The organism is Nonomuraea sp. NPDC049486 (assembly GCF_040676925.1).
Taxonomy (GTDB): domain Bacteria; phylum Actinomycetota; class Actinomycetes; order Streptosporangiales; family Streptosporangiaceae; genus Nonomuraea; species Nonomuraea ferruginea.
Window position 1 is genome coordinate 778,181 of the sequence record NZ_JBFAPV010000001.1, and the last position, 13,510, is coordinate 791,690.

11 protein-coding genes are annotated in these 13,510 nt (G+C 71.1%); 9 read left to right on the forward strand and 2 right to left on the reverse strand.

What is annotated here, in order from left to right; translation table 11 throughout:
- The first annotated feature begins 229 nt into the window (after positions 1-229).
- Entirely contained in the window at positions 230-1,312 is a 1,083-nt protein-coding gene (locus AB0K05_RS03605; RefSeq protein WP_271275441.1) for a glycosyltransferase, read from the forward strand.
- On the forward strand, positions 1,309-2,937 hold the full coding sequence (locus tag AB0K05_RS03610) for a glycosyltransferase family 2 protein (RefSeq protein WP_271275440.1): 1,629 nt from the start codon (positions 1,309-1,311) through the stop codon (positions 2,935-2,937). The genes AB0K05_RS03605 and AB0K05_RS03610 overlap by 4 nt, the downstream gene beginning before the upstream one ends.
- A gap of 16 nt (positions 2,938-2,953) precedes the next feature.
- Here AB0K05_RS03610 and AB0K05_RS03615 read toward each other — a convergent pair whose 3' ends face one another.
- Positions 2,954-4,336, reverse strand: coding sequence for a glycosyltransferase (locus tag AB0K05_RS03615; RefSeq protein WP_271275439.1), 1,383 nt, complete (start codon positions 4,334-4,336; stop codon positions 2,954-2,956).
- Positions 4,337-4,587: 251 nt separating this feature from the next.
- Between AB0K05_RS03615 and thrC the strand changes: the two genes are divergently transcribed.
- From thrC to rho, 3 genes are all read left to right on the forward strand, one after another.
- Positions 4,588-5,646, forward strand: coding sequence for a threonine synthase (thrC, locus tag AB0K05_RS03620; RefSeq protein ID WP_148033928.1), 1,059 nt, complete (start codon positions 4,588-4,590; stop codon positions 5,644-5,646).
- Positions 5,647-5,784: 138 nt separating this feature from the next.
- A complete protein-coding gene (gene thrB, locus AB0K05_RS03625) occupies positions 5,785-6,690 on the forward strand; it encodes a homoserine kinase (RefSeq protein WP_219551283.1) in 906 nt (301 codons plus the stop codon).
- 457 nt (positions 6,691-7,147) lie between these two features.
- Positions 7,148-9,169 (forward strand): transcription termination factor Rho, encoded by a 2,022-nt coding sequence (gene rho, locus AB0K05_RS03630; RefSeq protein ID WP_364226332.1) that lies wholly within the window; start codon positions 7,148-7,150, stop codon positions 9,167-9,169.
- Positions 9,170-9,219: 50 nt separating this feature from the next.
- Here rho and AB0K05_RS03635 read toward each other — a convergent pair whose 3' ends face one another.
- Positions 9,220-10,254, reverse strand: coding sequence for a hypothetical protein (locus AB0K05_RS03635; protein WP_271275437.1), 1,035 nt, complete (start codon positions 10,252-10,254; stop codon positions 9,220-9,222).
- Between the two features lie 215 nt (positions 10,255-10,469).
- On the opposite strand from AB0K05_RS03635, the gene rpmE reads away from it, so the two are divergent.
- The 4 genes from rpmE (at position 10,470) to AB0K05_RS03655 (ending at position 13,428) form a co-directional block, all read left to right on the forward strand.
- A complete protein-coding gene (gene rpmE, locus AB0K05_RS03640; RefSeq protein WP_148033924.1) occupies positions 10,470-10,688 on the forward strand; it encodes a 50S ribosomal protein L31 in 219 nt (72 codons plus the stop codon).
- An 85-nt stretch (positions 10,689-10,773) separates the two neighbouring features.
- Positions 10,774-11,826: a peptide chain release factor 1 gene (gene prfA / locus AB0K05_RS03645; protein WP_148033923.1), complete on the forward strand. Its 1,053-nt coding sequence runs from the start codon at positions 10,774-10,776 to the stop codon at positions 11,824-11,826.
- Entirely contained in the window at positions 11,823-12,677 is an 855-nt protein-coding gene (gene prmC, locus AB0K05_RS03650; protein WP_219551045.1) for a peptide chain release factor N(5)-glutamine methyltransferase, read from the forward strand. Before prfA ends, prmC begins: the two co-directional genes overlap by 4 nt.
- A gap of 103 nt (positions 12,678-12,780) precedes the next feature.
- Entirely contained in the window at positions 12,781-13,428 is a 648-nt protein-coding gene (locus AB0K05_RS03655) for an L-threonylcarbamoyladenylate synthase (RefSeq protein WP_148033921.1), read from the forward strand.
- Positions 13,429-13,510: the final 82 nt, after the last annotated feature.

Consider the following 13,510-nt stretch of genomic DNA (forward strand, 5'->3'; position numbering starts at 1 on the left):
CCGGCGAATCACCGTTTTCATCCCGTGATCGTGAAGAGCTGATCACGGGATGATTTCGTACACTATCCGTGATCTTCTGCGGGAAATGTAACTACGCGTAGAAGATGCTGAATGAGTGCTGTGACCAGCCTTCGGGGTTTCCGGGAAAGAACACCGGATGAGTCCGCTTGTGTAAGAAGCGGCGTAAGGTAGGCGCCGGTCGAGTTTCCGGTCCTCAGGAGCAGCATCGATGTCCCTCACCCCATGCGGTTTCGCGCGCACGCCGGAGAAAGGGCTCGCCCGCCTGCTCTGGCGTGACGGCGAATGGGTCGTGGACGGGCAGGAGGAGCCCGGGGAGGCGGCGCTGCGGGCGCTGCGCGGGCTCGAAGTCGACTGGCCCGAGCAGCGGGTGCCGCTCGACGGCGTCATGCGCATGGCCGCCGCCGGGGTGCCGCTGACGTCGTCCGGGGCGCCCTCGTGGGTGCCGGAGGAACTGCGTGAGCCGCTCACCGACCACTCCTGGCTGGCGCACGAGCCCGACGGCACCGCGCGGTGCCTGGCCGACCTGCGGCGCGAGGAGCACAGCATCCGTCTGCGCCGCCTGGCCGCGCCTCGCCGGCCCGCGCAGCCGCTGGTCAGCGTGGTGATGGCGACCAAACGGCCGGAGTACGTCGCCTCCGCGCTGGGCCAGATGGCGCGCCAGCGCGGGGTGCGGGCCGAGGTGGTGCTCGGGCTGCACGGGGTCGCGTTCGAGCGGGTGCGGGAGGCCGTCGAGGGCTGCCCGCTGCCGGTGAGCTGGGTGGAGGCGGACGCCGGGGTCCCGTTCGGCGAGGTGCTGAACCGGGCCGCCGCCCGGGCCGGCGGCGACTACGTCACCAAGTGGGACGACGACGACTGGTACGGTCCCGGCCACCTTTCCGATCTGCTCATGGCCGCTGCCTATTCGGGGGCCGACGTGGTCGGTATGACGGGCGAGTTCTTCTATCTGGAGCCGCTCAATCTGACGATCAGGCGCACGACCTTCGCGAGCGGGGCCTCGTACCCGAGCGAGGTGTGGGCGGATCACATAGCGGGCGGGACGATCTTGCTGTCCCGGGAGAAATTTCAGGAAATAGGGGGGTTTCCTGCCTTGCATTCGGCAGTGGATCGGGAGTTTCTCAAGGCGGCGACCGGCCTCGGCGCGCGGGTGTACCGCACCCACGGGCTCGGGTACGTGCTGCGCCGCGGGCTGAGCGAGCAGCACACCTGGCAGCTGCCGCTGGCCCATTTCGTCAAGGTCGCGGCCAACCAGTGGCACGGCTTCCGTCCCAGCCTGCTGATGGAAGCGGCATGAGGGTACGCAACAACGACTACCGCCCGATCCGGCCCGCCGCGGACTTCGAGCCGGAGCTGCGGGTGAGCGTGGTCATCCCCGCCTACGGCGCCCAGGACAAGCTCGACCTGGTGCTCGCCGGGCTCGCCAGGCAGACCTACCCGGCCGGTCTGACCGAGGTCATCGTCGTGGACAACGGCAGCGACCCGCCCCTGCGGCTGCCCGCCGACTGCCCGCCGGACACCCGGCTGATCCGCTGCGAGACCCCCGGCCGCGGCAGCGCGCGCAACGCCGGGCTGGCCGAGGCCACGGGCGACGTCATCCACTGGCTCGACTCCGACGTGGTGCCGACCGCCGGCGCGATCACGGCGCACATGCGCTGGCACCACGCGGCCCCGTACCTCGCCGTCACCGGCTACATCCGCTTCTCCGAGTCCCCGCTGCCCGAGAAGCTGCCCGACGACCTCGAGGCGTACTTCGAGCCGGCCGAGCCGCACGCCTGGATCGTCCGCCTGGTCGAGCGGACCGACGGGCTGACCGACAACGGCGAGCGCCCCTTCAGCCTGCACGTCGGCGGCGCCACCTCCGTCAGCGCCCGGCTGATCGAGGCCGCCGGGCCCATGGACGGCGACCTCGTCCTCGGCCAGGACACCGAGATGGGCTACCGGCTCATGCAGGCGGGGGCCGTGTTCGTGCCCGAACCGGAAGCCCGCGCCTACCATCTCGGACCCACCATGCGGATGCGCCACAAGGAGCGCATCGACCGGGTCAGCTACGCGTTCATCGGCGACCGCATCCCCGCCTACCGCTGGCTGCGCCGCCATCCGGGCCGCACGTGGAAGATCCCGTACCTGGAGGTCCTGGTCGACGGGACCGCCGGGTACGACACCGTGCGCGCCACCGTGGACGCCCTGCTGGCGGGCACGGCGCACGACCTGCGCGTGGTGCTCGTCGGGCCCTGGGACACGCTCGAACGCGACCGCCGCGCCCCGCTCCGGGACCCGAACCTGGAGCTGGAGCTGGTCCGCGGGCACTACGCGTACGAGAGCCGGGTGCGGCTGGCCGCCGACGACCGCGTCGACCCGGCCGTGCCGTACGTGCTGCGGCTGCCGCCCGGCTGGGCGCCCGGCGAGGACTCCGTGGCCGCGCTGCTCGAACGGGCGCGCACCGAAGGGCTCGGGCTGATCAACATCCTGCTCGACGAGACGCCGGACGGGGTGGTGTCCGCCCGGCTCGAACGCGCGGCGTCCTTCGCCAGGGCACGCCTGCTCGCCGGTCCCGGCGAGGACCTCGACGACGTGGTGGACGAGGTGTCCGGCATCGTCTGGGTGTCCGGTGAGAGCTGCGGTTTCGCCGGCGAACAGCCGGCGCCGCAGGGCCGCCGCAGCGCCTACCGGGCCCGGGTCGCGGCCCAGGCGGAGGCGGAGCGGCTGGCCAAGGAGACCGAGCGGCTGCGGGGCGAGGTGGCTAGGTGGCGCGACGAGGCGGGCAAGTGGCGCAAGAGCGCCGTCGAGTACCGCCGGGAGATCGCCACGCTCCGCAAGGAGGCGGCGGGCCTGCGCCGCGACCTGTCCGCCGCCGACCGCAGCCGGCAGACTCTCCGCACGGCCTTCTCCGCCCGCGTCAAACGCGCCCTCCGCAAGTAGGCGCCTCCCTCGTACGTCAGTCGGGACGCAGGGCGGATCTGAGGCGGCCCAGGAGGGTGCGGTCGGGGCCGGGGGCCGCCGGGGCCGGGATGGTGACCGGGGCCGGCGGCTGCTCCTTCGGCTGCGGCCAGTAACGGTCGGGGGAGACGCGGCGTACCCCATGGGTGGTGCCGACGACCGCGTCCGGGTCCTCGCACGGACCCGACAGGAGCAGGGCGCGGCCCAGCGCGGAGGTGCGCTCCAGCCGGGCCTCGCGGCCGTCCGGCAGGTCCACGACCAGCACGCCCGTCAGGTCCTTCTGCACCGTCTCGATCATGCGCTCCAGCGTGACCCGGTGCAGCGGCACCTCCACCGGCCCCCGGTAACGGAAGGGGATCGGCGCGGGTGTCGGCGCGGCCTCGTCGATGAGCCTGATCCGGTCGTCGTGGCCGAACAGGTCGCGCATCAGCCGCAGGTCGAAGTGCGGGTCCGCCAGCACTGACCGCCGTCCCTCGCGCAGCCGGGACCACGGCCCGACCAGCGTCACCACCACGTCGTGCAGCTTGCCGTCGAGCGCCGCCGAGACCGCGCGCCGCACGTCCTCCTCCGCGGCGCCCGTGACGTCCAGCACCACCTCCACGTACGGCACCAGCCACCGCCGCCCGCGGTCCTTGCGCAGGTCACGCCGGAGCGGGACGCGGTGCGCCAGGTACGGCTCGACGGCCCGCACGGCGCGCTCCCTGTCGCGGTGCTGCGCGGGCAGTCCCAGGTGGACGGCCCGCGCTCGCATCTCCGGCACGAAGACCACGCCGTGCATCGCCAGCCGGTAGGCGAACTCGGTGTCCTCGCCCCGCAGCACGTTCGGGTCCAGTCCGCCGACGGCGTGGAACACCTCGCGCGGGATGGCGACCGTCGGCCCCGTGCACACGTGGTACGGATTGCGGCTCTTGCGCAGCCCGTCGGTCTTGGCGATCGTCGCCTCGGTCGAGCTGGCCACCGCCGCGTCCAGGTCGAACAGCTCGTCCAGGCGCCGGGCGCCGAACACTTCGCGGGCGGTGAGCGGCGGCGCCTCGACGAACTTCTTCATGCCGATCGTGACCAGGTAGTCGGTCACGTGGTGCCAGCGGGCCATCGCCTCGATGTGCTCGCGGCAGGGCACCATGTCCGCGTCGAGCCGCTGGATGATCTCGCCGTCGGCGGCCTTGACGCCGGTGTTGACGGCGTTGGAGATGCCCCAGCCGCACTCCGGCCGCACGATCCTGGTGTTGGCCGGGCGGATCTCCGGCAGCACGATGGGCGGCTCGCTGCCGTCGTCGACGACCAGGACCTCCATGAGGTGGCCCGGGTACGTCTGCGCCGCCAGTGCGGCGAGCGTCAGCTCCAGGTGCGGCCCCCCGTGCGCGGGTATCACCACGCTCACGGACAGTGCCGGAGACCAGCAACCCAGCTCGGGTGGCAGCAAGGCCGAATAGTCGTTCTGCGGCAAAGCAGGACGCGCGTTCATGTGGATGACCCCCTGGCGAGACCCTATCGGGAGATGCTGGGAATTTGCTGAATAATGACGTTGCGCGACCCCACTTGTCAGGGTCTTGACAGCTCGCCCCCGCTCAGCACGCACACCCCGCCCACCCCGTACACTCGGTGCGGAACATCGCAGGTAGGGAGTCAAGCATGAGCAGGTCCTGGCGTGGCCTCATCGAGGAGTACCGCGAGCGTCTTCCGGTCACCCCCAAGACGCCCGTCATCACGCTGCTCGAAGGCGGCACGCCGCTGGTGCCCGCGCACCGCGTCTCCGCCCTGACGGGATGCGACGTCTACCTCAAGGTCGAGGGCGCCAACCCGACCGGCAGCTTCAAGGACCGCGGCATGACCATGGCCATCAGCAAGGCCGTGGAAGAGGGCGCCAAGGCCGTCATCTGCGCCTCCACCGGCAACACCTCCGCCTCGGCCGCCGCCTACGCCGTGCGCGCCGGTCTCACCTGCGCCGTCCTGGTGCCGCGCGGCAAGATCGCGATGGGCAAGCTCGCCCAGGCGCTCGTCCACGGCGCGACGCTGCTGCAGGTCGAGGGGTCGTTCGACGACTGCCTGGAGATGACGCGCAAGCTGTCGTCCAACTACCCGATCGCGCTGGTCAACTCCGTCAACCCGTTCCGCCTCCAGGGACAGAAGACGGCCGCCTTCGAGATCGTCGACGCGCTCGGCGACGCCCCCGACATCCACTGCATCCCGGTGGGCAACGCGGGCAACATCTCCGCCTACTGGATGGGCTACCAGGAGTACGCCGCGGACGGCCTGGCCGCCAGGCGGCCGCGCATGTTCGGCTTCCAGGCCAGCGGCGCCGCGCCCATCGTCGACGGCGCGCCCGTGTCCCACCCGCACACCATCGCCACCGCCATCCGCATCGGCAACCCCGCCTCCTGGCAGCTCGCCACGGCCGCCAGAGACGAGTCCGGCGGCCTGATCCACAAGGTGACCGACCGGCAGATCGCGGCCGCCTACAAGCTGCTGGCCCAGGAAGAGGGCGTCTTCGTCGAGCTGGCCTCGGCGGCCAGCGTGGCGGGCCTGCTCCAGGCGCACGCCGAAGGCCTCGTCGACCCGGGGCAGCGGATCGTCTGCACCGTCACGGGCAACGGGCTGAAGGACCCCGACTGGGCCATCTCCGGCGCGCCCGCCCCGATCACCATCCCCATCGACGTCCACGCCGCCGCCTCGGCGCTCAGCCTGGCCTGACCCTCGCGCGGCACGGTGCTCCCGCGTCCGGGTGGCGGTCGCGGGAGAAGAGGGATGGCATGACGGGGATGTGCGTGCGAGAGGCATGAAGAGCCTTCGCGTTCCGGGGGCCGCGTGGTCCGCGGGGAAAGGTGAGAAATGAGCACCGTCGAGGTACGCGTGCCCGCCACGTCCGCCAATCTCGGGCCGGGGTTCGACACGCTCGGGCTGGCGCTGACGCTGTACGACCACGTCGAGGCCACGCTCACCGACGAGCCCGGCGTGACGGTGGCCGTCGAGGGCGAGGGCGCGGGGACGGTCGACACCGGCGAGGGCAACCTGATCGTCAGGGTGATGCGCAGGACGTTCGACCGGATGGGCGTCCCCCAGCCGGCCGGGATCCGGCTGCGGTGCCGTAACCGGATCCCGCACGCGCGCGGGCTCGGCAGCTCGTCCGGCGCCATCTGCGCGGGCATCCTGGCCGCGCGGGCGCTGGGCGGCGGCGGGCTGAGCGACGACGCGGTGTACGCGCTCGCCACCGAGATCGAAGGCCACCCCGACAACGTCGCTCCGTGCCTGGCCGGCGGCCTGACGATCGCATGGAGCGAGCATGACGGAGCACCACGTATGGTGAAGCTGACGCCCGACGCGGGCATCCGCCCCGTCGCGATCGTTCCACCGGTACGACTGGACACGGAGACCGCTCGGGGGTTGCTGCCGAAGGACGTGCCCCACAAGGACGCCTCCTTCAACACCGGCCGGGCCGCGTTGCTGATCGCGGCGCTGACCCGACGTCCGGATCGGGAGCTGCTGCTCGCCGCCACCGAGGATCGTCTGCACCAGCCCTACCGCGCGCCTGCCATGCTGGAGAGCGCGGATCTGGTAGAACGGCTCCGTGCAGTGGGCGTGCCCGCCGTCGTTTCGGGAGCGGGTCCCACGGTCCTTGCGTTTTCGACATCGGATTCGCAGGATTTGATCGCGCCAGAAGTGGGTAGTGACTGGCACATCCAGCTAATGGACGTCGACCCAGTTGGTGCGAACGTTCAGTTCCCCGAGACACGCTGATGCCTCTCTAGACCTTCAGGGAATAGCCGTGTGCGCTGGTGATGTTAGGCTGATAGCCGCACCAGGTGCCCCCTTGTTGGGTGCGTGCTTGTCAGCCACACATCGTTGCATCATGCTTCACGTCGCGAGGCGTGAGCAGCGCGGCTGTCTCCCCGGAATCCGTCGCCTCCGGTTGGCCCACACCCGGTTGGCCCGACGTGAGGTGGCGACGACGGGGACTCGCGCGTTCGATCACCTCGACATCTGGTTGTCGGCAGCAATCTGGGGGGTGTCATCCACGCGCCACCGTCCTGTGGCGGCCTGGACGAGCCCCTCGCCAAGAGTGGCGACCGTCCCCAGCGGCGGCCGAAGATCGCAAACGTGCACCCCGACCCGGTCTGTCCCGCCGGATCGCAAGCACCTCCGGGACGCCCGGTCGAACGAAGCCGGGGCCCGACCCCTGGGAAGGACCTTTTAGTTGAGCGACACCACCGAACTCCTCTCCGACGCAACAGGCACATCTGCGGCGTCCGGCGACACCCCCACTCGCGCCGCGGCCAAGCCCCGCGCGCGTCGCTCCGGCACGGGCCTGTCGGCCAAGGTGCTGCCCGAGCTGCAGAAGATGGCTGCTGAGCTGGGCATCAGCGGGACCGGGCGGATGCGGAAGAGCCAGCTCATCGCGGCCATCCAGGAGAAGCAGGGTGGCGGTTCCGGAGAAGGCGCGGCGGCTCCCGCCGCCGAGGCGCCCGCCGCGGCCGACGCGGCGCCCGCCACGGAGCGACCCACCCGGACGCGCAGGGAACGCTCCCGCGCCAAGACCGCCGAAGAGCCCGCTCCGCAGGCCGCCGAGCCGGTGGCCGCCGCGGCCACCGTGACCGCGCCCGCCGAGCCCGTCGCGGCTCCGGCCGAGCCCGTCGTCGAGCAGCCCGCGCAGCCCGCTGCGGACGCCCATCAGGGCGACTCCCGTGGCGAGCGCGGTGAGAGCCGGCGCGAGCGCCGCAGCCGTGGCGAGCGCCGCGAACGCGGCAACGATCGCGGCGACCGTGGCAGTGACCGTGGCAGCGACCGCGGCAGCGACCGTGGCGGCGACCAGCGCGTCGCCGACTCGGGCAGCCGAGGCGACCAGCGCGGCGGCGACCAGCGGGGTAGTGACCAGCGCGGTAGCGACCAGCGTGGTAGTGACCAGCGCGGTAGCGACCAGCGTGGTAGTGACCAGCGCGGGGGCGACCAGCGCGGGGGCGACCAGCGGGGCGACGGCGACGACGACCGCGGTGGCCGTGGCCGCCGGGGCCGGTTCAGGGAGCGCAACCGCGGTCGCGGCCGTGACCGCTTCGACAGCAGCGAGCCCGTGATCGGCGAGGACGACGTCCTCATCCCGATCGCCGGCATACTCGACATCCTCGACAACTACGCCTTCGTGCGCACCAGCGGCTACCTGCCGGGCAGCAACGACGTGTACGTCTCGCTCGCCCAGATCCGCCGCAACGGCCTGCGCAAGGGCGACGTCGTCACCGGAGCCGTGCGCCAGCCGCGCGATGGCGAGCGACGCGAGAAGTTCAACGCCCTGGTCCGCCTCGACACCGTCAACGGCATGGACCCGGAGCAGGCCCGCAACCGGCCCGACTTCAACAAGCTGACCCCGCTCTACCCGCAGGAGCGCCTGCGCCTGGAGACCGAGCCGAACATCCTCACCACGCGGATCATCGACCTCGTCTCCCCGATCGGCAAGGGCCAGCGCGGTCTCATCGTCTCACCGCCGAAGGCCGGCAAGACGATGGTGCTGCAGGCGATCGCCAACGCGATCACCCACAACAACCCCGAGTGCCACCTCATGGTCGTCCTCGTCGACGAGCGGCCTGAAGAGGTCACCGACATGCAGCGTTCGGTCAAGGGCGAGGTCATCCACTCGACCTTCGACCGTCCCGCCGAAGATCACACCACGGTCGCGGAGCTGGCGATCGAGCGCGCGAAGCGCCTGGTGGAACTCGGCCATGACGTGGTCGTCCTGCTCGACTCGATCACCCGCCTCGGCCGTGCCTACAACCTGGCGGCCCCGGCGTCCGGGCGCATCCTGTCGGGTGGTGTCGACTCCACCGCCCTCTACCCGCCCAAGCGCTTCTTCGGCGCGGCCCGCAACATCGAGAACGGCGGCTCGCTGACGATCCTCGCCACGGCCCTGGTCGAGACCGGGTCCAAGATGGACGAGGTCATCTTCGAGGAGTTCAAGGGCACCGGCAACATGGAGCTCAAGCTCAACCGGTCCCTGGCCGACAAGCGCATCTTCCCCGCGGTGGACGTCGACGCGTCCGGCACCCGTAAGGAAGAGATCCTCATGGCGAGGGAAGAGCTCCAGATCGTCTGGAAGCTGCGCCGGGTGCTGCACGCGCTCGACATGCAGCAGGCGCTGGAACTGCTCCTTGACCGCATGAAGGAGACCAAGTCCAACGCGGAGTTCCTGCTCCAGGTGCAGAAGACCACGGTCAACAACGACCGCGACTAGCGGCTGACGCGCGACGGGCGGCGGGGGCGACCCCGCCGCCCGTTCCGTTTCTAGCGGACGTCCACGAGCCGCTGCGGCGACAGCGCGGCGCTGGTCCTGCTCGTGCCGGCCGACTTCACCTGGTAGTAGCCGTCCCTGCCGGCCTTGAAGGACCTGGTGTAGCGGCCGGTGGAGTTGGTGGTCGCGTATCCGGCGAGGCGATACTTCGCGGCGCCCACGGCCTTGAAAGAGATGCGGACCTTCTTGCGCTTGTACGGCCTGCCGTCGCGGTACACCTTGCCGTGCACGCGGAACCACCGGCCCTTGCCGACTCTCTTCGGCACGCCGACGGTGACCCTGGCGCCGGCCTTGGCCGGGGTGCCGGCGGCGGGTTTCGTGACGGTGAAGGAGAGCAGGCTCCTCAGCGTCTCGCCGCCGCGGGTGGCGTGCACCTGCAGCGTCCACTCGCCGGGCGGGCTGTGGTCGCCGAAGTACGTGACGCCGCGGTGGACGCCGTTCGACTCCCTGGCGAGGGTGCCGAGGTCGTAGTAGGCGGTGGAGCTCTCGGCGACCAGCTTGGCCGTGACCGTCTCCGAGCCCTTGACCTTGACCTCGACGCTCACCTTGACGTCCTTGCCCCTGACCAGCTTGACGGGGGAGGGGCTGACCGTCGCCCCGGTGATGGCCTGCCTGGCGGCGACCTGCACGGTGAGGTCGTTGGCCCGCGGGGCGCCGCCGCGCGTGACCTCGGCGGTCAGCCGCCACGCGCCCGCCGGGTCGCCGGGGGCGACGGTCCACTTCCCGGTGACGGTGGCCGAGCCGGGCCTGAGGTCGAACGTGACCCGGCGCCGCTGCTTGCCCGGCGGCAGGATCCAGCCGGTGACGCGCTCGACCGTGTCCGGGTCCTTCAGTTTGAGCGTCGCCCTGGCCTCCGCGTCGGCGTGGGCGGGCACGTACGCGACCGCCTGGACCTCCCCCGTGAAGTCCGGCACCGTGGAGACCCGCTCGTACCGCGTGCCGGCCTGCGCGGACGGCACCCCCGTGCCCGTGAGGAGCAGCGCCGCCCCCGTGGCGGCCGCGAGCAGCGACCGTGCCCTGCCTGTCATCTGATGACGTCCCCCGTCCGGTCGATGATGTGCGGGAGCCTAGTGTGACCGGCGGCGCGGGTCGTCATCAAGATCGGGTGGAATGCCTGGCGGCGCTGGACGGTTGAAGGATCTGGCACACTGGTAGCTGACCGATTTTCGCGGTACCGGCTCCCGCCCCTGCGCTCCGTCGCACCTTGTCTGGCGACCCGGCGACCGCACCCGAAAGGACAGCCATGAAGCGCGACATCCACCCTGACTATCACGTGACGCAGGTGACCTGCTCCTGCGGCAACACGTTCACCACCCGCAGCACCGCCAAGAACGGCGTGATCCACGCCGACGTCTGCTCTGCCTGCCACCCCTTCTACACCGGCAAGCAGAAGATCCTCGACACCGGCGGCCGGGTGGCGCGTTTCGAGAAGCGCTTCGGCAAGAAGGCCTCGGGCAAGTAGCTTCACCGACGCCGGCCCGACGCACGACCGTGCGGCGGGCCGGCGTTCTTGGTTCGAACACAGCCCACACACGAAGGACCCGACGGTGAACCTCGACGAGTTGCTCAAGGAATACTCCGAGCTGGAGCTGCAGCTCGCCGACCCCGCCGTGCACGCCGACCAGAGCAGGGCCCGCACGCTCGGCAGGCGCTACTCCCAGCTCACCCCCATCGTCGCCACCTACCGCGAGCTGGAGACGGCCCGCGACGACCTGACCGCGGCCAGGGAGCTGGCGGGCGAGGACGAGGGGTTCGCGGCCGAGGCGGCGGAGATCGAGGAGCGCATCCCCAAGCTCGAAGAACGGCTCAAACACCTGCTGATCCCGCGCGATCCCAACGATGACAAGGACATCATCATGGAGATCAAGGCGGGCGAGGGCGGTGAGGAGTCCGCGCTGTTCGCCGGCGACCTGCTGCGCATGTACCTCCGCTACGCCGAGCGGATCGGCTGGAAGACCGAGATCATCGACAGTCAGCCGTCCGACCTGGGCGGCTACAAGGACGTCACGGTCGCGATCAAGGCCAAGGGCGACGAGGGCGTGTGGTCCAGGCTCAAGTTCGAAGGCGGCGTCCACCGCGTGCAGCGGGTGCCCGTCACCGAGTCGCAGGGCCGCATCCACACCAGCGCCGCCGGCGTGCTCGTCTACCCGGAGGCCGAGGAGGTCGAGGTCCAGATCGACCCCAACGACCTGCGCATCGACGTCTACCGCTCCAGCGGCCCCGGCGGGCAGAGCGTCAACACCACCGACTCGGCTGTCCGCATCACCCACCTGCCGACCGGGGTGGTCGTCTCCTGCCAGAACGAGAAGAGCCAGCTGCAGAACAAGGAGTCGGCGCTGCGCATCCTGCGCGCCCGGCTGCTGGCCGTGGCGCAGGAGCAGGCCGACGCCGCCGCGCAGGCCGAACGCAAGTCGCAGGTGCGCACCGTCGACCGCTCCGAGCGGGTCCGCACGTACAACTTCCCGGAAAACCGCATCTCCGACCACCGCGTCGGCTTCAAGGCGTATAACCTCGACCAGGTTCTCGACGGTGAGCTCAACGCCGTCACCCAGTCCCTCATCGACGCCGAGATGGCGGAGAAGCTCGCACAACACTCATGACATTTCTGCTGGACGAGATCGCCCTCGCCACCGCCCGGCTGGCGGAGGCGGGTGTGCCGTCACCGCGCACCGACGCCGAGGAGATCGCGGCGTTCGTCCACGGCGTGCGCAGGAGCCAACTGCACGCCGTGAAGGACGCCGACTTCGACGCGCTGTTCTGGGAGGGCGTCGCGCGGCGTGAGGCCCGCGAGCCGCTCCAGCACATCACCGGCCGCGCCTACTTCCGCTACCTCGACCTGGAGGTCGGGCCGGGGGTCTTCGTGCCGCGCCCCGAGACCGAGGTGATGACCGGCTGGGCGATCGAGACGCTGCGCGAGATGGACGTGACCGCGCCGCTCGTCGTCGACCTCGGCACCGGCTCGGGCGCGATCGCCCTGTCGATCGCCCAGGAGGTGGCGCTGTCCGAGGTGCACGCCGTGGAGGTCGACCCCGACGCCTACACCTGGGCCAAGCGCAACATCTCCGAGCACGGCCAGGGCCGCACCCACCTGCACCCCGAGGACCTCGCCGCCGCCCTGCCCGAGCTGAACGGCAGGGTCGACCTGGTCATCTCCAACCCGCCGTACATCCCGCCCGGCGCGGTGCCGCGCGACCCCGAGGTGCGCGACTACGACCCGGTACGCGCCCTCTACGGCACCGGCGACGACGGGCTCGGCGAGGTGCGGGCGGTCGAGCTCACCGCGCGGCGCCTGCTGCGCCCCGGCGGCTGGGTCGCCGTCGAGCACGCCGACGAGCAGGGCAGGGATGTCTACCTGCAGTTCTCGGAAGACAACGGCTGGCGTGACGTACGGCTACGGCAGGATCTCACCCGCAGAGACCGATTCGTCACCGCCAGGCTGGGCCAGGACTAGGATGCACGCGAAGCGGCGCGGCCTTCTCCGGACGACGCCGAACATGACGGAAGGAGGAGGCCTCGTAGAGCGCCGCTCGCGAGCGGAGTGAGGCAATGAGACCGTGACAAAGCGCTTTGACTGCAGCGATCTCGAACAGCGGGCCGAGGGCCTGCGAGAGGCGGCCGCCGCCGTCCGGCGCGGCGAGCTCGTCGTGCTGCCCACCGACACGGTGTACGGGATCGGCGCCGACGCCTTCACCCCCGCCGCCGTCACCGCGCTGCTGGACGCCAAGGGCCGCGGCCGCGACATGCCGCCGCCCGTCCTCGTCGGCACCGTACGGGCGGCCAACGCGCTCGTCGAGGACCTCGGACCGTACGGGCAGGACCTGATCGACGCGTTCTGGCCGGGGCCGCTGACCATCGTCTGCAAGGCGAACCGCGCCCTGTCGTGGGACCTCGGCGACACCAAGGGCACGGTCGCGCTGCGCATGCCGCTCCACCCGGTGGCGCTCGACCTGCTCAAGGAGACCGGCCCGATGGCCGTCTCCAGCGCCAACCGCTCGGGCATGGCGGCCGCCGCCACCGCGGCGGAGGCGGAGGAGCAGCTCGGCGACTCGGTCGCGGTCTACCTCGACGGCGGCAAGACCACCGACAACACCCCGTCGTCGATCCTCGACCTGACCACCGCCGTGCCCCGGCTCCTGCGCCGCGGCGCCATCCCGGTCGAGAAGCTGCGCGGCATCATCGGGTACGTCGCGACCGACGGCTGACCGATACCGTCTGCTTATCCCGCCTGCGCGGTGGGTGGTGGCGAGAATACGGTGGGCCCGGGAGCTAGCGACGTCCGGGAGT